The following is a 23,734-nucleotide window of genomic DNA, read 5'->3' as shown; positions in this document are numbered from 1 at the left end:
GCTTGAGAAGCAACACGAAGGCCCGCCCCCCATCTCCCGGGGGCGGGCCTTCGTGGTGCCCGCCCGGCTTCCGGGCCGACACCCGGCGCATAGTTCCGGGGGTGTGCGCTAATTCCGCGTGAACTCACCCGGAATTAGCGCACACCCCCGGACTCAGGGGCTCCTGGGGCGGCGGCTGGGCCGTTGGCTGCCTCCCAGGGTGGGCGCGTACCCTGGAACCATGCGAGTTTCCTCGATTCAGCTGGCCTACAGTGACGACGAGCCGATGGAGGATCGCGTTGCACGTGCGGCGCAGCTGGTCCGGTCCCAGCACGGCGCGGATCTGGTCGTCCTGCCCGAGCTGTGGGCGCCCGGAGGATTCAGCTACCGCGAGTGGGGACACCGTGCCCAGGCCGTCGACGGCCCGGTCGTGGCCGCCATCGCCGAGGCCGCCCGGGACATCGGCGCCTATGTGCACGCCGGGTCCATCATCGAGGCCTCCCCGGAAGCTGCCACCCGGCTGGCCGAGGCCGGCGGGGACATCACCGCGCTGCCCGAGCTCCCCGACGAGTTGCGCGGGCTCTGGAACACCTCCGTGCTGCTGGACCCCGCCGGTGAGGTGATCGCCACCTACCGGAAGATCCACCGCTTCGGCTTCGGCGTGGGCGAGCCCAAGGTGCTCGCCGCCGGCGATGACGTCGTCACCGCCCAGATCGTCGTCGGCGGCCGGCCGGTCACCCTGGGCCTGGCCACCTGCTACGACCTGCGTTTCCCCGAACTGTTCCGCGCCCTGCTGGACGACGGCGCCGAGGTCGTAGTGGTCCCGGCCGCGTGGCCCGCCGCCCGGGTGGATCACTGGAGCCTGCTGGCCCGGGCCCGCGCCATTGAGGACTTCGTCGCGCTGATCGCCGTGAACACCGCCGGATATCATGCCAAGACGCAGATGGGCGGGCACTCCGTCACGCTGGCCGCCGACGGCACCGTCCTGGCCGAAGCCGGCCCCGACGAGACCATCCTGCAGGCGGAGATCGACCTCGACGCGATCGCGGAGCGACGCCGGAGCTTCCCGGCACTGGACGACCGCCGGCTGGGCTCGCCCGCCTCGTGACCGCCGTGACCGCCCGCCGGCTCGGGATCCTGATCCTGCCGGGCCTGCTCGTCGCCGCGTTCTGCGTGGTCCTCCTGGCCGGCACCTACTCCGGGGCCCTCGACGCCTACACCCTCGGTGACCCCGGCCCGTGGGTGCGCTACGGCCTGCCGATCGTGAAGGTGCTCTACAACCTCAGCATCGCCACCTGCATCGGCGCCCTGGCCCTGGCCGCATTCGTGCTGCCGCGCACGGGCTCGCTGCGCCGGTCCCGCGAGCAGAAGCAGCACGGCGCCGGCACACCCGAGCCGCTGTGGGAGGCGGCGATGCAGTACGCCGCCTCCGCCGCCGTGGTATGGACCGTCGCGGCCGCCGGCACCACGCTGCTGATGTACATCGACATCGCCGGCGCCCAGGCGTTCCAGGCCGGCGGCCTCTCCGCCGATTTCGGGTTCTTCCTCACTGGCCTGGACACCGGTCGGGCCTGGCTCGTGATCACCTGCATCGCCGCGGTGGCCGCCATGCTCTGCATCGCCGTGCGCTCTTACACCGGTGTGGGCCTGACGCTCCTGCTCGCGGCCGTCGCGCTCGTGCCCCAGGCGCTCACCGGCCACGCGGCCGGTTCGGACAACCACTCCCTGGCGGTCAACAGCATCGGGCTGCACCTGGTCGGCGCCGTCGCCTGGCTCGGCGTGCTGATCCCGTTCGGCTTCCTGGCGCCCCGGATCGCCGGGCGCGCCGATGCCGGGGCCCTGCTGCGCCGGATCTCCGCCCTCGCACTGTTCGGCTTCGTGCTGATCGCCTCCTCCGGCATGATCAACGGCAGCGTTCGCATGGCCGGCCCCGAGGACCTGCTGACGCCCTACGGGCAGCTGCTGCTGGCGAAGCTCGTCCTCACCGTGGTGCTGGGCGCCATCGGCTGGGTGCATCGCAGCCGGATCATCGGCCGGGTCGAGTCCGGCGCCGGTGCGCTGCCCCTGTTCTGGCGACTGCTCGGAGTCGAGGCGCTCATCTTCGGTGCCGTCTCCGGACTGGCGGTCGCCCTGTCCCGGACTGCCCCGCCGGTGCCGCAGGAACCGCCGGAGGTCGCCACCGCCGCCCGCCTGCTCACCGGTGAGGACCTGCCGCCTCCGCCCAGCGTCGAGGCGGTGTGGACCCAGTGGCACCCGGACGTGTTCTGGATCGCAGTGGCCCTGCTGGCCTCCTACGCCTACATCCGCGGCTTCCTCGCGCTGCGCCGCCGCGGGGACTCCTGGCCGGTGCTGCGGCTGATCTGCTGGCTGCTCGGCATGGCGGGCCTGATCTACGTGACCTCCGGGGCGCCGGCCGTCTATGGCACGGTCCTGTTCAGCGGGCACATGGTCCAGCACATGCTGCTGGTCATGGCAGTGCCGCTGCCGATGGTGATCGGCGCGCCCATCACCCTGCTGATGCGCGCCGTCGCGCCCCGCCGGGACGGTTCCCGCGGGCCGCGCGAGTGGATCCTCGGCGTGGTGCACTCCCGCTTCGCCGGGGTGCTCTCCAACCCCATCGTCGCGGCGGTGAACTTCGCCGGATCGCTCGTGGTGTTCTACTACTCCGGGATCATGTGGTACTCCCTGGACACCCATCTGGGGCACGAGATCATGGTCGCCCACTTCCTCGTGGCCGGGTACCTCTTCGCCCAGAGCCTCATCGGCACCGATCCCGGGGTAAAGCGCTACCCGTACCCCATCCGGCTCCTGGTGCTGCTCATCACGATGGCGTTCCACGCGTTCTTCGGCATCTCCATCATGTCCTCCACCAGCCTCATCGAGCCCAACTGGTTCGGCAACATCGGGCACGGCTGGGTCTCGGCCATCGAGGACCAGCAGACCGGCGGGGAGATCGCCTGGGGCATCGGCGAGCTGCCCACCCTGCTGCTGGCGATCGGCGTGGCCGTGCAATGGACCAAGAGCTCGCGCCGCGAGGCGGTCCGCTCCGACCGGCAGGAGGACAAGACCTCCGATGCCGAGCTGCGCGCCTACAACGAGATGCTCGCCTCGCTCTCCAAGCGCCCGCAGGACCCGCGGCGCTGACGAACGTCCGCCGGGGACCTTACGCCGCCGCGCCGACGACGCCCGCGCCCGTCCGGGTCCCTCGTGCGGCGGGCCTGACGGCACCCGCCCGCCGGGACATCGTGCCACCACGCTGATGACGGCCCGACGAGGTCTTCGCGCCGACGCCCGACGGGCCTTCACGTCGGCGTCCGCCGGTCCGGGGCCCGGGTGTCGCCGCGCTGGTCATGCCCGACGGGCCTTCACATCGGCGCCTGCCGCCGGGGGCCGCGTGCCACCGCGCTGACGATGCCCGACGGCCGGGGAGACCGTGCCGCGGCTCGCCGGGGTTCAGCCGAGCGATGAGCGCGGCGGCTCCGGCGCGTCTTCCCCGTGACCGGAGGAGGGCGGCCGCAGCAGACCGTAGTGCAGCGCGCGGGTCAGCGCCTCCTCCCGCGAAGAAGCACCGAGCTTCGCGTACAGACTGCGCAGATGCGCCTTGACGGTGTTCACCGAGACGAACAGGCGCGCGGCGATCTCGCTGCGCTTGTCCGTTTCGATCAGCACCAGCAGGACCTCGCGCTCGCGGGACGTCAGTGCCGGCGGTGCCGGGTGCCGGGGCGCCTCGTCCGGCAGCATCGGCGGGACGATGGCGCACGCCTCGGTGAGGATCCGCGCCGCGCCGGTGGACCCCGCATCCGTGAGCGCGGCCAGGAGCGCGGCCCGGTCCGCCTCCGGCATCAGTGCCAGCGGCCAGCGCAGCTGATCGCTCTCGACGATGGTGGCCAGGCGCAGCCCGGGCCCGGTCGCGTCCAGGCCGATCCCGCCGCTGAGCGCCAGCCGAACAGCGACCACGGCCGCGATCATGCGGTCCACGGGCGTACGGGCCTCCACTTTGGCGCCGGCCAGGAGCGGCACCGCCTCGTCCGAGCGGCCCTCGGCGGCGGCACTCAGCGCGGTGAGCGCGGACACCGCCGCCGGACGCCGGGAACGGCCGGGGCGGTCATTGCCTGGCGCGGCGCCGCGGGCCAGCGCCAGCAGGGCTTCGGTCACGGCGATGTGCCGGTGCGTGGAAGGCAGCGTGCGCCGGTCCCGCCGTTGCCCGGTGATGTGCTCCCATCGGGATGAGGCCTCCTGCGCCCGGCCCGCCATGACCTCGGCCAGCGCGCGGACGCTGGAGATGAGTTCCCAGTGCTCGATGGTGTCGATGTGCCGGAGGATGCCGCGGGTCTCCTCCAGCGCCTCCTCCGGACGTCCCTCCGAGAGCAGCACCCATGCCCGGGCGATGCGCTCGGGGGTGACCGTGTAGCTGTCATGCCAGGTCTCCGGCCAGTCGCCGGGGTCGATTGCAGCCAGCGCCGCGCGGGCACTGCGCACATTGCCGGCCAGGGCGTGGATCATCCCGAGATTGGCGTAGGCCTCATTGCGGCGGTGGCGCCAGTGCAGTTGCTCGGCGAACCGCGCCGCCAGGAGGTGGGCTTCGCGCGACTGCTCCGGCTCGTCGGCATAGAACAGCCCCATGGCGCACTGGGTGATGGAGACCAGGGTCATGGCGTCCAGTCCCTCGTCCCGCTCCGGGTCGTCCACCGCCTGCGTCAGCACGGGCAGGGCGCTCAGCGCGAGGTCCCGCATGCGCTTGTGCTGTCCCAGCAGGCGTTGCACCGCCGACTCCAGGCTCTGCTGGATGGCGCGTTCGAGCGGCGTGAGGGCGCCGGGCCGCAGCCTGCTCATGAGCCCCGCCGAGGTGAAGAACTCCGCGGCGCGGCTCTGGGTTTCGGCGGAGGCGTTGAGCACCAGCGCATAGCGCAGCGCCAGCAGAGGATGGCGGTGGATCGTCAGGGCCGGCAGTGAGCCGAGCAGACGGGACACGTGCGCATTGTCCTCGGCGGACATCGGATAGGCGCGCATCAGCACCCGGGCCGCGTAGTCCAGATCGCCCGAGCGGAGCGCATGCTCGAAGGCGGCGAGCCGTTCGCCGCGGACGTCGTTGAGCCACTGCGCGATCAGGAAGTGAATCCGGCGCACGCGAGCCGGATGGCGCCGGGCGTAGTCCTGGGCGGCCGCGGCGCGCAGATGCGCGCTGTAGCGGAACACCGGAGCCCGGTCCGGTCCTCCGTGCGACCACTGCCCGGCGCCGGCGTGCTCGATGCCCGTCAGCAGCGCCTCCGCGTCGTGCCGGCCGGTCAGGCGGGCGGCCAGCTCTGCGTCGAGCACGGGCGCGTGCGCGGTGGCGCCGACGAAGTCCAGGACCTCCGGATCTGAGATCCGCGCCAGGATGTCCTGCCGCGCCGCGGCGATGAGCACCTCGTCGATGTCCACGCCGGCATCGTCCCGGGCCAGCAGGGCCTGGCCCAGGGCATCGATGGCGTATCGCAGGGAGGCGATCCGGCGCGCGGCCGGGTGCCCGGCGACCTGCTGCAGGCTCGCCGGGGCGAGCCCGGGCACATGCTGGGCGAGCATCTGCCGGATTTCGTGCTCCGTCAGCTCCAGCTCCGGTTCCGACAGCACGGCGATGTCCAGGGACGCCGCAGTGCCGGGACGCTCCAGCAGACTCGGGTACCGGCCGGCGGCGATGCACCGGACGGCGGGTACGGCGCGCACGATCTCGATCAGATCGAGGCAGACCGCGTCCCAGGAGCTTCCGCCCGCAGGATTGGCGAAGTCGTCGAGGATCAGGGTCAGGTTCCGTCCCGCGGCCGCCAGGAGCCGGGTCAGGGTGGCCGCGATGGCCTCGGGTTCGTCGGCGATCGCGGCCATCTCCCGGTACAGGGTGGCGTCGTCGATCACGCCGCACGAGTGAAGCCGCCCCAGCACGCGCATCCAGTAGCCGGTCCGGGTGCGGGTGCCCTCGTCGGCGGCGATCCACGCCACGGTGCCGGCGGCTGCGCTGGCGTGCTGGTGCGCCCACTGCGCCAGCAGGGTCGTCTTGCCGGTGCCGCTGCCGGCGTGCAGGACGACGATGGGCGCCGGGCCGTCGAGACGTTCCAGGAGGTGCCGGCGCGTCACCAGGCCGGAGGACACCCGCGGGACGTGCTGCAGGCCGCCACCAGGATGCTCGGGGTTCGAGCGCACGTCCACCTCCTTTCGCCGCACCGGCCCCGCCGCGGTCCGGCGGCGGGCGCATGACCAGACCGGTGAGGGTGAGGCCGGGGTGAGTTCCCCTCCCGGCCGGCGCGATCGGAAAGCCCCCCGGGAGTCCTCTTGTGACGCCGCGCGGCGGGCATGCGCGTCGATGCGTGCCGGGAACCGCGCACCGGCGGGGTGAGGGCGGGGCGAGATTCCGTCAACGGGCCGGGAAGCTGCCGATTCAAATACTAGCGTCGACCCGGATCTTGTCGCGGTGGATCATCCGCCACACGTCTCTTCCGTGGGTGCCGAGCGTACACGATCGCCCGCCCTGGCAGTCGCATCGCGCGGACCACGAGGCACTACGAGTTGGAGCACATGAGCATGAACATCACGAAGACAGGCCATCGGCGCCTGCTGCGCACGCTGGCGGCGATGCCGGTGGCGCTGGGCATCGCCGTGGCGGGCATCGTCGCCCTGCCGCCGGGAACAGCGCAGGCCGCGGTGCCGTCCCCGACCCCGGCGACCTCGGTGGTCACGGTCAAGACCGGCGGTGACCGTTCGGGCGGGTCGAGCGTCGCCCCGCTGGAGGGCGTCGTGCTGCATCTGCGGACCGGCGGCACCGGCGGTCCGGGGGAGGCTCGCGCCGATGGCGTGAGCGGTGACGGCGCCGGCTGGGCCAGGTGCGTCTCCGATACGGCCGGGGACTGCAGCTTCATCGTGCCGGGCACGCAGCAGGGCGGCGCCAACCGCTCGGCGCGGTTCTGGGTGGTGCAGCATGCCGCGCCCGAGGGCTGGTTCGTCAATTCCGCGCTGCGCACCGGCAGTGGCGACGGCACGGGCTCGCAGAGCACGCGGTACGCCTTCCGCACCCCGCAGCTGCTGGGCAATACGACCTACGCCAGCACGCAGGCCGGTTTCATGCTGAACACCTCCTCCTCCCAGGACACGCAGGCCACGCGGGACGCCTCGGGCGGAATCTGGCAGCAGTCGCGGGCCAACCCCGCGCTTCCCGACAGCTGCGGACTGGACGTCGCGCTGGTCCTGGACCTGTCCAACTCGGTCTCGAACAACGGCGTGCTGGACGATCTGAAAGCTCAGGCGGACGTCTTCACCGACGCCCTGGTGGGAACGCCCTCGCGGATGGCGCTCTATTCGTTCGGCACCTATTCGCCGTCCCTGCCGTCCCAGCCCAACAACCCCGATCTGACCGCCGTGACGACCCAGGCCGCCGCCGATGCCTTCAAGCGCCGCTACGCCAACTGGGTGACTCCCACGATGGGCGGGAACGCGATGCGAGGCGGCACGAACTGGGACCAGGGTCTCTACATCCCCTCGCTGGCGGCCGGCACACCCGGCACGCCCAACCATTACGACGCGGCCGTCGTCGTCACCGACGGCAACCCGACCTTCTACGGTCCCAACGCCACCACCACGAGCGGCGGCCGGGAAGTCGCGAACAACGGGAACGGCAACTTCACCCGGATCCGCGAGGTGGAGAACGGCGTGTTCTCGGCCAATGCGCTCAAGGCGAAGGGCACTCGCGTCATCGCCATGGGCGTGGGGCCGGGCATCACCGATCCGCTGACCGGTCAGAACCTGTCCGCGCTGTCCGGCCAGGAGGCCTACGACCCGTCTGGCGGGAACGTGCTGACGGCGGACTACTACCAGCTGGACGACTTCGCCGAGGCCGCGGACGCGCTGCGCCAGCTCGTGGAGCAGCAATGCGCCTCCTCGCTCACCGTGACCAAGATGATCGTTCCCGAGGGCAATGAACCCGGCGATCTCTCCGGCGCGGTACCGGCCGGCGCCGGCTGGGAGTTCACCGCGCAGAGCCCGGCGGTGCCGGCACCGAACTCGCGCACCACGACGAATGACGGCACCGGCGCGGTGAGCTTCCCGCTGACGGTGGAGTCCGGCAGCGCCAGAATCGACGTGCGGGAGACGCAGCAGGATGGTTTCACCTATCTGGGTCAGGAATGCACGGTCCGCACTCCCGGCGGCCCCGCCGCCCGCGAGGCGGAGGCACTGGACGACGATGCGGCCCGCCCCGGTTTCAGCGTGGAGGCCGCCCGCGGTGAGCAGATCAGTTGCCTGGTGTACAACACCGCGGCGGAATTGCAGGCGGACGTCACGGTGAACAAGGCCTGGCGGGTCAACGGGACGGATTACGCGCAGGGCGCCCAGCCGAGCGAACTCGGTGCCGGCCTGGCGCTGACCGGCCCGGACGATGCGCCTGCCACCGGCCAGGGCTGGGGCATCACCCGGTTCGGCTACCGGATCGGCGAGGACATCGGCATCGGCGAGGGGATGTTCTACGGCGCCATGGACCGCTGTGAGCTGGTCAGCGCCACCGTCACCGCCATCAACGGCCGGCAGACGGAGCTGGGCTTCCCGGCCCGGGAGGGAAACCTGCCGGCGGAGGACGATCTGCTGCGCGTCACCCTCACGGAGGAACACAATGTCATCGATGTGCGCAATGTGGTCGAGTGCACCAGCGAGCTGACGCTGAAGAAAGAGGTTCAGGGCGGCGACGCCGACCCGGCCGGCTGGACGCTGACGGCGATCCCTGGCGACGGTGCGCTGCCGGGACCGGTGGGCGCGTCGGGGACAGCCGAGGCGACCGCTCCGGTGACACCGGAATCGCTGTACCAGCTGGCCGAATCCGGCGGCGACCCGCGCTACAAGCAGGTCGATCAGCGGCCCCGGCCCCTGGTGAACCCGGACTCCACCGGCAGCTGGCAGTGCGTGCTCGTCGACACCGACGGGAACCCGGTCTCCGGGACCGTCGACGGCCTCAACGGCGGTGCGACCGTGCCGCTCGGGCAGGCGATGGAGTGCACGGCGGTCAATCAGACGTCGACGCTGACCCTGCTCAAGCACGTCGTCGACCCGCAGCCCGGTGGCCACGCCGCCGGCGACTGGACGCTGAGCGCCGCCCCGGAGGACGGCATCGACGGCCTGGACGCCGAGCACGTCCCCGGTAGTGAGGAACCCGCGGAGGGAAGCACCGTCCTGGTACGGCCGGAGCACGTCTACACCCTCGGTGAGGACGGCCCTCCGGGTTACGTCCAGACCCTGGAACGTCTGGCCGGGACGGACGCGGAAACGGGTGAGGAGATCTGGGAGGCGGTGGACGGCACCGAGGTGTCCGTGCCTCGGCTGGAACACGAGACCTACCGTCTGGTGAACGAACGCGAACGCGGCTCGATCGGCTGGCAGAAGGCCATCGGCGGAAGCGGTCAGCCCCTGGCCGGCTCGACCTGGCGGATCACCGGCCCCGGGCACCCCGCGGACGACCCGCTCATCGTCGAGGACGAAGAGATGAGCGGATCCTTCCTGGTGGAAGGGCTCGACTGGGGTGAGTACACCGTCACCGAGATCGAAGCCCCCGCCGGGTACGTGCTGGGTGAGGCTCCGCCGGAGTTCCGTGCCGTCATCTCCGGCGACGCCCTGCACTATGTGCACCCGGTGCCGCTGGAGAACCAGCAGCGCGAGGTCGTCCTGCCCATCGCCGGCGGGATGGGCTGGTGGCCCTATCTGGCCGGCGGCGTCCTGCTGCTCCTGCTGGCAGCGGCGTTCCTCGTCCGCGCACATCGTGCCGGCGGTGTCCACCGGCTCCGCGGCTGAGCGCGGCAGCCGCGGAGCCGCGGTCCGGAATCCAGTCCGTCCCCCGCACGGGGACGGCACCGCCATCACCCGTCATCGCCTCACGAACGAAGGCTTCACGGAGATCTGAAGGAAAGAAGGAAAAGAGATATGAGAACGAAGTCCATCACCCGCGCGGCCAGACGCCTGTCGGCCCTCGTCGCGGGAGTCGCCCTGGCTGCGCTGGCCCTGCCGGCCGCCGCCCACGATGTGGCACCGGGAAACATCGACGCTGACCGGCCGGTGAGCCTGACCATCCACAAGTACGAGCAGCCGGGCACCGGCACGCTCGGCAATAACAACGGCGCCCTGATCGAGGACGTCCCGGCGGATGCCCGAGCGCTCGCAGGCGTCGAGTTCACCGTCTGGCCGGTCAAGAACATCGATCTGCTGACCGTCGCCGGCTGGGACACCGCGGAGGACCTCACCGCCGCCGAGGTGATGGCCGACGCCGGCGCGTACCCGCTGGGCGCCCCGGTCTCGGGCGTGACCGGTGCCGACGGCGCGCTGACCTTCGACCGCTTGGACGGACTGGGGATCGGCCTCTACCTGGTGCGGGAGACGCATCCGGGGAGCAATCCCATCGTCCAGCCGGCGGTCCCGTTCCTGGTGGGCCTGCCCCAGCCGGAGGGTGACGGTTCCTGGAACTACGATGTCCACGTCTATCCGAAGAACGCCCTGAGCGACGTCACCAAGGGCGTCGACGACAGCGCCGCCGTGGTCATCGGCGATGTCGTGGACTGGACGGTGCGCTCGGCGGTGCCGGTGCTGCCGGAGAGCACGAGGTACACCGACTACGTCATCCAGGATGTCCTGGACTCCCGCCTCGGCTTCGACTCGATCTCGGTCGCCCTGGAAGGTGCCGGTACCCTGACTGGCAGTGACTACGCCGTCAGCGCTCCCGCGAAGGGCGCCAATGGCGAGGTGACCGTCGAGTTCACCGAGGCCGGCCTGGGCAAGCTGGACTCCGCCGGCCCCGGCGCCGCGGTCGTGGTGAACCTCTCCACCGTGGTGCTCGCACTCGGTGACGGCGTGATCCCCAACACCGCCACGGTGTTCATCAACGATCCCAGCCGGTCGAACGGCCACGAATCCAACCAGGTTCAGACGAAGTGGGGCGCGCTGCGGATCGTCAAGCATGCCCAGGGCGATCAGGCGGCGACGCTGGAAGGCGCCGAGTTCGACGTCTACGCGGTGGATCCGTCCACGTCCGGTGCCGCGCCGGTCGCCTCGATCCGCAGCGGCGCCGACGGTGCCGCCTCGATCGAGCTGCAGACGGGACAGGCGCACACGCGTGACTACTGGCTGGTGGAGACCCGGGCCCCGGCGGGCTACCTGGTGGACGCCACGCCCATCCCCGTCACGGTGACCGCCGGCGCCCTCACCGACGCCACTGTGGTCACCATCGCCAATGAGCAGGTTCCGGCGTTCGCGCTGCCGGCCACCGGCGGCATCGGCACCCTGGCGTTCACGGTCCTCGGCCTCGGCCTGGTGCTGGTGGGTGCCGGCGCCTACGCCGCGGCGCGACGGCAGCGGCTCGCCGCCCCCGCGGTGTGAGCACCGGTCTGCCAGTTTCGCGCCCGGCGCCCGGGCTGCCCGGCGAACCCAGCGGTTCGCCGGGCAGCGGCGTCCGGGCGCCACGGCGTGCGCCACGCCGGCGGATCCTGGCGGCCACGCTCGCGCTCTGCGGCGTCCTCGTGATGCTCTATCCGCCGGCGGCCTCGTGGTGGGCCGAGTCCACGGCCGCGGGCCGCCTTGCCGTCCACGCCGAGCAGAACCGCAGCCTTGACCCGGCCGCCCGGTCGGCTCTGCTGACCGCCGCCGAGGACTACAACGCCACGCGCGTCACGGGACTCGTCGTCGATCCGTTCAGCAATGTCGAGGGCGCCGACGCCCACGGGATCGACGACGATGCGCGAGACTACCTGGCGCAGCTGGCGCACGATCCAGAGGGGATCATGGCGCGGGTGAGGGTCCCCGGCATCGACGTCGATCTGCCGGTCTACCACGGCGCGACGGAGGAGACCCTGCGGCGCGGTTCCGGGCATCTCTACGGTTCCTCGCTGCCGGTCGGCGGCCCGGGCACCCATGCCGTCCTGACGGGGCATTCCGGCCTGCCGGAAGCCAAGCTCTTCACCGCCGTCCACGACCTGCGGGCCGGGGACGACGTCTTCATCGACGTGCTCGACCGCACACTCGCCTACCGGGTGACCGGCGCGGAAGTGGTGGAACCCACCGATGTGGCGGGGCTGGCGGTCAGACCCGGCGAGGACCTGCTGACGCTGGTGACCTGCACACCCATCGGCGTCAACAGCCATCGTCTGATCGTGCATGCCGAACGCGTCGACCTGCCGGACGGCGGCGCCCCGCCCGAGCCGTCCCGGCCGTTCCCGTGGTGGGCGGTGCTGGCGGTCGTCGCCGTGCTCGCCTGGGCCGCGACGGTGCTCGCCCCCGCCGGGCAGCCGCGTCGGCACTGAGGCGCGCGGGCACCGTTAAGCGGTAAGTGCGCCGATCAGGGCGGCTTGTGTGCGACACCCCCCTCGGAGGGATGCGAGCGGAGCCGAAGCTGTGCGTAAAATGTGGCCACCATGTGTGCCGCATCACAGTGCGGCGCCTTCGCGCACAAGGAGCTCAATGATGAGTGCATCTCCCACGGCCCCCTCCGAGCGCACCCAGCTCAGACGGGTCGTCGCCGCTTCCATGGCCGGCACGATCGTCGAATGGTACGAGTTCTTCCTCTACGCCTCGGCGGCGACGCTGGTCTTCAACGTGCTGTTCTTCCCCCAGAGCGACAACCCGCTCGACAATGTCATCCTGGCCTTCGGCACCTACGCGATCGGCTTCGTCGCCCGGCCGCTCGGCGGCATCGTCTTCGGGCACTTCGGCGACAAGTACGGCCGGAAGAAGCTGCTGCAGCTGAGCATCATCCTGGTCGGCGCCGCGACGTTCCTGATGGGCTGCATCCCGTCGTTCGACGTGGTCGGCTACCTCGCCCCCATCACGCTGGTGACGCTGCGCTTCATCCAGGGCTTCGCCGTCGGCGGTGAATGGGGCGGCGCGGTGCTGCTCGTCGCGGAGCACTCCCCGAAGGACGAACGCGGCTTCTGGTCCAGCTGGCCGCAGGCCGCGGTGCCGCTGGGGAACCTGCTGGCCACCGCCGTGCTTTACGTGCTCAACGCCGTGCTCTCCGAAGAGGCGTTCATGTCCTGGGGCTGGCGGGTCGGCTTCTGGCTGTCCGCCGTCATCGTGGTCATCGGCTACTACATCCGCACCCGGGTGAAGGACGCCCCGATCTTCGAGGCGGCCAAGGCGGAGATCCAGGAGGGCGACGCCGGCTACGGCGTGGTCGAGGTGTTCAAGCGCTTCCCGCGCGGCGTGTTCACCGCGATGGGCCTGCGGCTGATGGAGAACATCTTCTACTACATCCTGGTGACCTTCACGATCACGTATCTGACGTTCTCCGTGCAGCTGGGCTCCAGCGACGTCCTGGGCCTGCTGCTGATCGGCCACGTCATCCACGCAATCGTGGTACCGCTGATCGGCCGCCTGACCGACATCTTCGGCCGCAAGCCCATCTACGGCATCGGCACGGCACTGGCGGCCACCTGGGGGTTCTTCGCCTTCCCGCTGTACGACACCGGCGAGCCGCTGAACATCGGCATCGCGCTCACCGCTGGGCTGATCTTCCACGGGCTCATGTACGCCGGCCAGCCGGCGATCATGGCGGAGATGTTCCCCACCCGGATGCGCTACTCCGGCGTATCCCTGGGCTACCAGGTCACCGCCATCGTGGCGGGCTCGCTCGCCCCGATCATCGCCACCTGGCTGCTGAGCACCTACCAGAGCTCCCTGCCCATCGCCATCTACCTCCTCATCGCCGCCATCATCACCGGCGTCGCCGTGGCCGCCTATCGGGAGACGCGCGGTGTGGACCTCACTACGCTGGACCAGGCAGATGAGGACTACCGGGCGGACCTGCGGGCCGCGCGAGGACAGGAGAACAGGTGAGCCGTACGGTGATCGCCCCGGACGCACTGACAGGACGGCGCGCCGTCGTCACCGGAGCGGGCCGGGGACTGGGCAAGGCCATCGCCCAGTCCCTGGCCGCGGCCGGGGCGCAGGTCACGGTCGCGGATGTGGACGCCGATGCCTGTGCCGCCACGGCGGCCGAGCTCGGCGGCACCGCGTGGCCGGTGGACCTGAGCCGCACCGAGGAACTGGACGAGCTCCGCTTGGACACGGACATCCTGGTGAACAACGCCGGTATCCAGCGGATCCATCCGGTCGAGGAGTTCCCGCCGCAGGAGTGGCGGCTGATCCACCGCATCATGCTGGAGGCCCCGTTCCTGCTCACCCGAGCGGCGTTCCCGGCGATGAAGGAGCGCGGCTGGGGCCGGATCATCAACGTGTCCTCGGTCCACGGGCTGCGCGCCTCGCCGTTCAAGAGCGCCTATATCGCCGCCAAGCACGGCCTGCAGGGCCTCACCAAGACGGTCGCCCTGGAGGGCGGCCCGCACGGGATCACTGCCAACACCGTCAATCCCGGCTATGTGCGCACCAAGCTGGTCGCCGATCAGATCGCCGATCAGGCGGCCTCGCGGGGCATCAGCGAGGAAGCGGTCACCGAGGAGGTCTTCCTGGCCAAGTCGGCCGTGCCGCGGCTGGCGGAGCCGGAGGAGGTGGCGCAGCTGGTCGCGTTCCTGGCCACGGATGCCGCCGGCCTCATCACCGGTGCCGCGCACAGCGTCGACGCGGGCTGGTCCGCCGGCTAGCTAGCCGTCGCCCGGTGAGCCGGGCCCGCCGGCTGGCCGGGCACGAAGAGGGCAAGGGTGCCTGGAAGGAGAAGCATCGTGAGGGAACCGATCCGCACGCGCTGGATCTGGATCGTCCTGGTGGCGCTGGTCGTCTTCAATGCGCCCTGGTACCTGCCGGCGGGCAGCATCGAGCCGTTCGTGCTGGGTATCCCGTACTGGGTGGTGCTCGTCGTGCTGCTGTCCGTGGCGCTGAGCGCGTTCCTCACCTGGGTGTGCCTGCGGCACTGGAACCTCGTCGAGGACGAGGAGGAGAACGGGCGGGAGGCCGGCTGATGGAAGAGGAGACCCAGGAACTGGCCTTCGCCGGCACCGACGCGATCGTCATCCTGTGCCTGTACGGCGTCGCGATGATCCTCATCGGGTGGTGGTCCGGGCGCGGCAAGCAGCTGGGCAAGAGCGTCTCGGACTACTACCTCGCCGGACGCAATCTCGGCGTCATCACCCTGTTCTTCACGCTCTACGCCACCCAGTACAGCGGCAACACGGTCGTCGGCTATGCGCCGCAGGCTTACCGGGAGGGTTTCTCCTGGCTGCAGTCGATCCCGTTCTTCATCCTCATCATCGGCGTCTATCTGCTGTTCGCGCCCCGGCTGTACGTGATCGGCAAGAAGCAGAACTTCATCACGCCGACGGACTGGATCACCCACCGTTTCCAGTCCCGCGCCGTGACGATCCTGGCGATCGTGCTGATGCTATGGGGCCTGGCGAACTACCTGCTGGAGCAGCTGGTCGCGATCGGCCACGCGGTGGCGGGCCTGACCGCCGGCGCGATCCCCTACGGCTGGGCGGTCATCGGGTTCATCGTCATCATGCTGACCTACGAATGGCTCGGCGGGATGCGGGCGGTGGCGATCACCGATGCGCTGCAGGGCATCATCCTGATGATCGGCATCGCGATCATGCTCGCCGGGGCGCTCGTGCTCTCTGGCGGCGGGGTGAGCGACCTGACGGCCTCCATCGCGGCCCAGCAACCCGAGAAGATCGGCGTGCCGGACCTGGCGACCAATATCAACTGGCTCAGCATGCTGATCCTGGTCGGCTTCGGGGCGGCGATGTACCCCCACGCGGTCCAGCGGATCTACTCCTCCCGCAGCGAGCGCATCCTGAAGAGGTCCCTGGCCAGGATGACGTGGATGCCGTTCATCACCTCCGGTGTGGTGTTCGTGGTGGGCATCATCTGCATCGACCTGTATCCGGGCCTGGACGTCTCCGCCTCGGAACAGCTCGTGGGGCTGCTGGCCAATGACGTCGCCGGGCTGCACCCGTTCTTCTACTGGACGATGGTGCTCCTGTTCGGCGCGGTGGTGGGCGCGATCGTCTCCACCGCGGACTCGGTGCTGCTGAGCTTCTCCTCGATGATCTCCCACGACATCTACGGCCGCTACATCGATCCGGAGGCGCCGCAGCAGCGGAAGGTCATGGTGGGCAAGCTCGCCGGCATCGTGCTGATCGCGCTGCTGCTGTGGATCGCGTGGAACCCGCCAGGCACGCTGTACCAGATCTTCGTGCTCAAGTTCGAGATCCTGGTGCAGGTCGCCCCGGCGTTCGTGCTGGGACTCTACTGGAAGCGGCTGGCCGCCTGGCCGGTTTTCTGGGGCATGCTCGCCGGGGCCGTCCTGGCCGGGGCAATGACGCTCACCGGCAACAGCACCGTCTTCGGCATTCACGGCGGCGTGTACGGCCTGGCGGTCAATTTCGCCGTGTGCGTCGCGGGGTCCTTCCTGTTTCCGCCGACTGCCGGGAAACAGGCGGAGAACAGCCGTATGACGAGCCTGGAGGCCGCGGTTCAGAACGCCCGCTAATTTTCATGGAAAGTGTTTACCGGCGCCGGAATTGTACTGACGGCGGCGCCAGCATCCTGCGCCGCCCGCTGGCCAGGCCTCACCCGCATCCCTCCGGATAAACGCATTTCTAGGCCTTTGACCTGCGGAGATGCATCCTTTTCCGGCCCTCTCCCGTGCTTCTCACCCCGAGGGTGATTGTGAAAGTCGCCCTCTGACAGCTCGATATTCCGGTCGCCGTCCCCCGATAGTGGTGGACGGACCACCAAGGTTCCGATATTGGGCCCAGTTTTGCCTCGATGGGCCTTTTTCGTGCCCGGGGCGTGCGCCCCTGGCTTTTACGTTCAGGTGGATAGACCGTGCCCGTGTCCCGGGCGTTTCTGTGCTGTCGGAAGGTGACCTCGATGATGAAGCAGTCCTCTGCGCTCCACGGGGGTGATGTCGCGGGTGCTCATCCCGGGACCGCACCCGCCGGTTTCGCCCGCCGTCTGGCTCAGGACGGCCATCACGTCGACGACGAGACCGCGGAGCTGCTGCGGGCGCGGACTGCGGGCCATCCGGCCTGGGCGGCAGCCGTGCTCCGGGTGACCGGAACACACGGGGTGCGGGACCTGATGAACAGCCGGGCCGTGGCGCTCGCGCTGGCGGAGGAGCTGAGATCGCTGTGGGACCAGGACGACGGTGATGTTCTCCGCGCCGCGGCGCTGTGCGCCTCTCTGCTCGACACGGTCACGCCGGCTTCCCTGCAGGCCGCCATCACCGCCTGCGCGCCGCGCCTGGGCGTGGGCTTCCTCCAGGACGCCGCGCTGGAACCCGCGCAACTCGTCGTGGACATGGTCGCCGCCGGCGTGCTGGTACCGGCCGGGGTGTGCATCAGCCCGCAGGACGACTCCCGTCCCGGCTGGTCTGTGCCCTGGGCGGTGGGCCGTGCGCTCATGCAGGCCATGCCCCTCGACCTGGACCGCCGGGCGCTGAGCGCCGGTCTCCTGGACGCGCTGACCGCCGCCCGCGCGAGTGATCTGCTCGGCGAGCAGCTGATCCAGGCCCGCCGCGCCGGCCGCTGGGACGTCCTGGTGCACTTGTGCGCCCACCGTTGCAGCGACGCGCTCACCCACTATCACCGGCAGACGCGCCTGGCTCTGGACAATCTGCCCCGCGCCGTGGCGCAGCACGCTCCCGTGCTGCGGCTGATGGGCGTGCACGCCGCTTTCGTCACCCCGAAACCCGGCGGTACCGCCACCTGCGAGATGGTGCGCGGGCTGTCCCGTGCCCGGCCCCACCTCGTCGCCGCGACCCGGTCGCTGCGGCCGGATTTCCTGAGTGTGCTCAAGGGTGCCGACGAGGTCGCCGTCACCGCCGGCTACGCCACCTTCGCCCTGCACGCTCAGGGCCGTAACGGCGACGCCGTCCGGCTCGGTCTGCTCGCCCAGCGCAGGCTGGAGCAGCTGGCGAGGGCCGGCAAGCTGCCCGCCCGCCAGGCTCTGGAGATGTTCCACTACCACCGCGGCGTGGCCGCCGGGCTCACCGGGGAACTGGACGCCGCGGCGGAGCAGTTCTCCTTCGCCGCTACGCCGGGCGTCCGCCAGGCGTGCGAGACACCCGTGTCGCGGAAGTCCGGCGACTACGTCGCGCTGATCCACGCCTTCCTGAGCGGCCGCAAGGCCCTCCCGGACGCCTGGGAGCCCAGCGGCCTTTCCCTTCCGGGGGAGTACACGCGCGCGCTGACCCTGCTGGACGCGCTGGCGGTGCCGGAGGCCGGGAAGATCATCGCGGACCGGGAAGGCCAGCTGACGGAGATGGCCCTGTGGCCGCTGCTGGCGGCGGTGGAGCATCTGCACACCCTGCTGTCCGGGGAGACCGGCCGCTGGTCGCTGCGGATCGACGACATGGCGCACCGTCACCCCGCGCAGCTGCGGGCCAAGGGGCTGGCGACCGCGGTCTACACGCGGATGCGCGTCGAGGCGCTGCTGGCGGCCGGACGTCTCCAGCAAGCGAAGGCGCTGCTGGACGAGCACCTCGCCGATGTCTCCAGCCTCCGGGTGCCGGCGGCGCGCCTCTGGCTGATCGGCGGGCAGTATGAGCGCGCGGGGCACCTGGCCGGGCAGTACACCGATTCGATGGATCTCCTGATGCGCGAACGCGCCGAGCTGCGCGCGATCGCGGCGATGGCGTGGTTCGCCGAGGGGCAGCCCGCCCGCGGTGAGCGCGAACTGCGCCGTGCGGCGGAGATGTGCGCGAGCTTGGGCACCCTGACTCCGCTGGTCCTCCTGCCAGGGCGATTCAAGCAGGTGGCGCTGAGGCTGCTGGAAGACCACCCCGTGTGGGACGACGTCGCCGCTCGCCACGGTGAGACGGGCGTGACCGCTCAGACGCTGCGAACCCGTGCCGCCCGGACGCGCGATGTGTTCCCCGATGAGGCGCTCGTGGTGGAGCTGACCCGCAGGGAACTCCACATCCTCAGGGAAATCGACAGCGGCGCCACTCTGCAGGAGATCGCCGAGCGGGAGTGCCGGGCCCTTTCCACGGTGAAGAAGCAGGCGCAGGCGGTGTACCGGAAGCTGCAGGTGAACTCCCGGGAACAGGCCATCACGCGGGCCCATGAACTCGGGCTCTTCGCGCAGCGCTGAGCCTTAGCGGCCGGGCGGGAGCCTGAACCGTTCTGAACTGTCCTGGACGCAACACAGTACTCGGTGTCACCTGCACGCTCCACGAGAGACGAGGCCCAGCCCGGGGACCATAAACCCCTCAATACGTAGATCTGCACTCAGGAACTTCCCAGAGTGAGAGTGACCCATTGGCTCCCGGGGCGCACTGCGCTTGTCGCATTGACCCGAGGGACAGCGGGGTATTCCCTATTGAGATGGAAGAAGGAGCGAATTGTGCTCAGCTTGCTGAGACGGTTCTCGCCCTCGCACGCACGCCGGTATGGCGGGCGCAGCGCGACGGCTGCCGAGAACGTCAGTATGTCAGCGGGGATCCTCGCGATCCTCGCGTTGCTCGCCGGGACGGCACTCGTGGTCGTCTCTCCGGCTACAACCCCGGCGTACGCAGCGCCGGGAAATCCTGGAATCCCGGGTGACCCAGAAGTCGTGTACGAGGAAGACTTCGAGAACCGCCAGCCGAACACGAACATCCTCCTGACTGACTACACCGGCGTCTCGGGCGCAACGTACACCGGCGACGGTTACTGGGTCAGCCGCCCGAACTGCAACGGTTTCATCATCAACCAGCAGAGCCCCAGGGACCCGTCGGACTGTGGGGGACCGGAGCACTACAACAACCTCAGTGCGGTTCCTTACGCGCTCGGTGTTCTACGAGGGGCGGCTGACCCGGCGCAGAATGCTGCCGCAGCCTCCTACACGTCGGGTAGTGCGGCGGACAACCTCGTCCAGTTCCGTACTGTCAACCCGCTTCCGTTGGTACGGGAGAACCGGTTTCTGACGTTCTCGGTCGATGCAGGCGCCATGAACTGCCACGCCACGCATCCGGAACTCCGGTTCTACCTTCTAGACGCGAACGGCAACGAAATACCGGTATCCAACACAGCTATCGACCCATGTGACGACCCTCGCGCAACAGAACTGACTGTTCCGCGTGCCAATGGGACGCCTGTTCCAGTCAGCGTGGGCAGCTTCGCTGCAGATTCGTCGATTCTGGTCGATGGAGACAATTTCGGAATCGTTCTCCGCAACGAGAACGGTAACGGCGGCGGTAACGACGGCGCCTACGACAACATCCGGGTACTGGACGTCACCCCGCAGCTAGACAAGGAGTTCGCTCCGTCCCGCGTACCGGTGGGTGAGTCTTCGCGGCTGACACTGACGGTGACCAACACCTCAGAGCTGGCAGAAAAAGGCGGCTGGGGCTTCACGGATCGTCTTCCGCAAGGTCTCGTCCTGGCAGGCAACCCCAACTTGTCCACGACCTGCACAGCGGATATAGATGCACCGGCTGGCGGATCAGCTATCACGGTGACGAATGGAACTCTGGCAACAGGGGTGGCTTCCTGCACCATCTCGGTGGACGTCACTTCCGAAGCGCCGCGCGGTGCCGACGAATCACCGGTTACCTACGTGAACGGGCCCGACAACATCGAGGACAACCGCGGGCTCAACCCGCCGGATCCGGCTGAGGTCGAGTTCTACAGCGAACCCGTGCTCAACGTGACGAAGAGTTCAGACGCTTCGGTGGAGACCCGCGTCGGGAACACCGTCACCTACACCGTTGAAGCGACGAACACCGGCACAGGTGACTTCACCAGCCAGAATCCCGCGGTCGTCCTGGACGATCTGTCCGGTGTGCTGGATGACGGCGGCATCGTCCCGGGGTCGCTCAAGGCCACCGTCGACGGTCAGCCGGTGAGCGATCCGGTCGTGGTGGGCACCCTGCTCTCCTGGAGCGGTCCGCTGGCGGCCGGTAAGACGGTCGTGATCGAGTACCAGGTCGAGCTGCGGCACGGCGGCGACCGCGAGGTCAAGAATGTCGCCTGGCCCGGTGATACGCCTCCGGATCCCAATGACCCGCCGACCACGCCGGACTGCGGCGATGACGGCGTGGCCTGTGAGGAGTTCGATCTGCCCGGCCTGACGATCGTCAAGAGCGCGGACAAGACCGAACTGCCCGAGGTCGGTGAGACGCTCACCTACACGGTGACGGTCACCAATGTGGGCCCCGGGAACTACACCGCGAGCGCCCCCGCCTTGGTCGAGGATGATCTGTCCGACGTCCTGGACGACGCGGCCCTGGTGGACGGCTCCCTGTCCTCCACCGTCGGCGCCGCCCCGGCCATCGACGGCACGACGCTGAAGTGGTCCGGTCCGCTCACCGCGGGCCAGACGACGGTGCTGACCTACACGGTCACCTACACCGGCGAGGGCAACCAGGAACTCATCAACTCCGCCTGCGTGCTCGGCGGCCAGGCCGTCGACGGGCTCGACTGCGATTCCACCATCACGCCCGGATCGGATCTGACCTGGGGCAAGACCTCGGTCTCGTCCGATGACCCGCTGGTGGCCGGTTCGACGGTGACTTACACGCTGTGGTTCAAGAACGACGGCAAGGCCGCCGCCACGGTCGATCACACCGACTACCTCGGCTACGTCCTGGACGACGCCTCCGTGGTGGACGGTTCGGTCAGCGCGGACGACGGGCTGACCGCATCCCTGAACGGCGATGAGCTCGGCGTGACCGGCTCCGTGCCGGCCGGGGACCGCCTCACCGTGACCTATCAGGTCGAGGTGCTGCCCGACGGCGACCGTGGTGACGACCGACTGGTGAACCACCTCCTGGACGGCGACGAGGAGATTCCTCCGCCCCCGTCCGAGGAGGACGAGTGCGAGGACACCGACACCTCCACCTGCTCGCCGATCGCCGCGGTGGCCTATGAGAAGACCGTCGCCGCCAGCGACGATCCGATCGAGGCCGGCACCGTGCTGACCTACACGATCACCGTCACCAACACCGGCGCGACCGCCGGCCCGGTGGATCGCGAGGACGTCCTGAGCGATGTGCTCGACGACGCCGAGCTGACCGCCGCGCCGCAATCGGACAACCCGTCCGTCACGGTGAGCCAGGTGCAGGACGGGCGCTTCCACATCGGCGGTCAGCTCGCCCCGGACGAGACGGCCACCATCACCTACCAGGTGACGGTGAAGCCGGAGACCGAACGCGGCGACAACCTCGCCGGCAACTTCCTGGTGCCGCCCGGCGAGGTCCCGCCGCAGGAGTGCGAGGCTGACAACCCGGAGTGCACCGAGACCCCGCTGCCGAACGTTCTCGGCGGCAAGCTCGTGGACGCTGGCAACGAGGAGACCGTCCTCGCCGGCGACGAGGTGACCTACACCCTCGTGTTCGAGAACACCGGTCAGGCCGCTGGCAAGGTCGATTTCACCGATGACCTGTCCGGCGTGCTCGACGACGCCGATCTGATCGACGGCCCGGTGGTCGTCGACGGCGGCCTGAACGCCCAGATCGCCGACGGCACCATCCAGGTGACCGGTGCCCTCGATCCGGGCCAGACCGGCGCGGTGGAATACACCGTGAAGGTCAAGGCCGACGGTGAGCGCGGGGACAACCAGCTGGAGAACGCGATCGTCAAGACCGGCACCGACGAGTGCGTCCCGGTCGACGGCTCGGAGTGCTCCACGACGAACCCGATCCCGGAGATCGCGGACGCCAAGTCCGTGAACCCGGCCTCGGGGACCCCGGTGGTGCCCGGCCAGGAGCTCGCCTACACCATCGAGTACGTCAACACCGGCAAGGCTGCCGGCACGGTCGACCGTGTGGACAGCCTGGTGCACGTGCTCGACGATGCGGAGCTCATTGGCGGCCCCGACGTCGACGGCGGCCTGACCGCGGTCCTTGACGGCGAGGTCATCCGGATCTCGGGTGAGCTCGGTGCCGGGGACACGGCCACCGTCACCTACACGGTGAAGGTCAAGGACTCTGATCGCGGCGACGACGTCCTCGCGAACTTCGTCCTCGATCCCGATCAGGAGGTGCCGGAGGACCCGAACGAGGCGTGCGAGGAGAACAACGACCATGCCACGTGCAACCCGGTCGGCGATATCAAGCCCGGCAAATCGGTCAACCCCGAATCGGGCACCGAGGTGGACGCCGGTGAGGTTCTCACCTACACCCTGTCCTTCGAGAACACCGGCAAGGGCGCGGCCCAGGTGGCCTACACCGACCATCTGGCCGAGGTGCTCGACGACGCCGAGTGGGTCGGCATCGGCGAGGTCTCCGAGGGCCTGAGCGTGGACGGCCCCCAGGATGGGACGCTGCAGATCACCGGAACCGTGGAACCCGGCGCGACGGGCACCGTCACCTACCAGGTGAAGGTCAACCCGCACGCCGAGCGCGGCGACGGGGCAGTGGCGAACTTCCTCGTCCCGGACGGCCAGGAGCCGCCCACGGAGTGCGTGGAGGACAACCCGCTGTGCACCTCCAACCCGGTCAGCGAGCCACCCGCCCAGCCAGGTGGCCCGGGCAAGGCCGGCGGCCCGGACCGGTTGCCCTTCACCGGCACCGAGCTGAGCGCCCTGCTGGCGGCGCTCGTGCTCCTCGCCGCCGGTGGCTCGGCGCTCTACCTGAGCCGCCGCAAGCGCGGCACCGCCGGAGCGGATCAGGACAACTGATCCTGCGTGATCGGCGGCGGATGAACGCCGTCGCCTGAGAGCCCGATGGGGCCGGACCTCGCCAGGGTCCGGCCCCATCGGCGCCTACCGGCTGCGGACGGGACCCGGGCGCCGGCGTACTGGCCTATACTGCCGATGACGTGGGCGGTGCGGCTTGGTCCGTTCGCAGCGTCCCGCGCTGCGTGTGTGCTGCGACTTTCGTTCCTCT

Annotated in this window: 12 protein-coding genes and 1 pseudogene; 12 read left to right on the top strand and 1 reads right to left on the bottom strand. The window is 69.9% G+C overall.

What is annotated here, in order from left to right; translation table 11 throughout:
* Positions 1–220 precede the first annotated feature (220 nt).
* Both IEW13_RS15320 and IEW13_RS15315 read left to right on the top strand, forming a co-directional pair.
* On the top strand, positions 221–1,087 hold the full coding sequence (locus IEW13_RS15320) for a nitrilase-related carbon-nitrogen hydrolase (RefSeq protein ID WP_188551809.1): 867 nt from the start codon (positions 221–223) through the stop codon (positions 1,085–1,087).
* The gene (locus IEW13_RS15315) at positions 1,084–3,123 is read left to right on the top strand and encodes a bifunctional copper resistance protein CopD/cytochrome c oxidase assembly protein (protein ID WP_229745228.1); all 2,040 of its coding nucleotides are present in this window, start codon (positions 1,084–1,086) and stop codon (positions 3,121–3,123) included. The genes IEW13_RS15320 and IEW13_RS15315 overlap by 4 nt, the downstream gene beginning before the upstream one ends.
* Positions 3,124–3,432: 309 nt before the next feature.
* Here the strand turns inward: IEW13_RS15315 and IEW13_RS15310 are convergent, their stop codons facing one another.
* Positions 3,433–6,153 carry a helix-turn-helix transcriptional regulator gene (locus IEW13_RS15310; protein WP_188551808.1) on the bottom strand — a complete coding sequence of 907 codons (2,721 nt, stop codon included), beginning with the start codon at positions 6,151–6,153 and terminating at the stop codon, positions 3,433–3,435.
* Positions 6,154–6,531: 378 nt separating this feature from the next.
* Here IEW13_RS15310 and IEW13_RS15305 point away from each other — a divergent pair, with 378 nt between their 5' ends.
* The 10 genes and pseudogenes from IEW13_RS15305 (at position 6,532) to IEW13_RS15265 (ending at position 23,526) form a co-directional block, all read left to right on the top strand.
* On the top strand, positions 6,532–9,777 hold the full coding sequence (locus tag IEW13_RS15305; protein ID WP_188551807.1) for a SpaA isopeptide-forming pilin-related protein: 3,246 nt from the start codon (positions 6,532–6,534) through the stop codon (positions 9,775–9,777).
* A gap of 129 nt (positions 9,778–9,906) precedes the next feature.
* Positions 9,907–11,352, top strand: a complete 1,446-nt coding sequence (locus tag IEW13_RS15300; RefSeq protein WP_188551806.1) for a SpaH/EbpB family LPXTG-anchored major pilin — start codon at positions 9,907–9,909, stop codon at positions 11,350–11,352.
* Complete coding sequence (locus IEW13_RS15295) at positions 11,349–12,272, top strand: class C sortase (protein ID WP_237143185.1); 924 nt, start codon at positions 11,349–11,351, stop codon at positions 12,270–12,272. The genes IEW13_RS15300 and IEW13_RS15295 overlap by 4 nt, the downstream gene beginning before the upstream one ends.
* A 160-nt stretch (positions 12,273–12,432) precedes the next feature.
* Positions 12,433–13,803, top strand: a complete 1,371-nt coding sequence (locus IEW13_RS15290) for an MFS transporter (RefSeq protein WP_188551804.1) — start codon at positions 12,433–12,435, stop codon at positions 13,801–13,803.
* Positions 13,800–14,567: a 3-hydroxybutyrate dehydrogenase gene (locus tag IEW13_RS15285; protein ID WP_229745227.1), complete on the top strand. Its 768-nt coding sequence runs from the start codon at positions 13,800–13,802 to the stop codon at positions 14,565–14,567. Before IEW13_RS15290 ends, IEW13_RS15285 begins: the two co-directional genes overlap by 4 nt.
* A 78-nt stretch (positions 14,568–14,645) precedes the next feature.
* Positions 14,646–14,882 carry a hypothetical protein gene (locus IEW13_RS15280; RefSeq protein ID WP_229745226.1) on the top strand — a complete coding sequence of 79 codons (237 nt, stop codon included), beginning with the start codon at positions 14,646–14,648 and terminating at the stop codon, positions 14,880–14,882.
* Positions 14,882–16,411 carry a sodium:solute symporter family protein gene (locus IEW13_RS15275; protein WP_188551802.1) on the top strand — a complete coding sequence of 510 codons (1,530 nt, stop codon included), beginning with the start codon at positions 14,882–14,884 and terminating at the stop codon, positions 16,409–16,411. The genes IEW13_RS15280 and IEW13_RS15275 overlap by 1 nt, the downstream gene beginning before the upstream one ends.
* 383 nt (positions 16,412–16,794) lie before the next feature.
* Positions 16,795–19,017 (top strand): helix-turn-helix transcriptional regulator, encoded by a 2,223-nt coding sequence (locus tag IEW13_RS15270; protein WP_188551801.1) that lies wholly within the window; start codon positions 16,795–16,797, stop codon positions 19,015–19,017.
* A gap of 336 nt (positions 19,018–19,353) precedes the next feature.
* Positions 19,354–20,421 (top strand): annotated as a pseudogene (locus IEW13_RS17875) (DUF7933 domain-containing protein); the annotation flags it as partial.
* A 42-nt stretch (positions 20,422–20,463) separates the two neighbouring features.
* Complete coding sequence (locus IEW13_RS15265; RefSeq protein ID WP_188551800.1) at positions 20,464–23,526, top strand: DUF7927 domain-containing protein; 3,063 nt, start codon at positions 20,464–20,466, stop codon at positions 23,524–23,526.
* The last annotated feature ends 208 nt before the right edge of the window (positions 23,527–23,734 follow it).

The organism is Sediminivirga luteola (genome assembly GCF_014639315.1).
GTDB lineage: Bacteria > Actinomycetota > Actinomycetes > Actinomycetales > Brevibacteriaceae > Sediminivirga > Sediminivirga luteola.
This window is presented reverse-complemented; position numbering and strand designations above follow the sequence as displayed.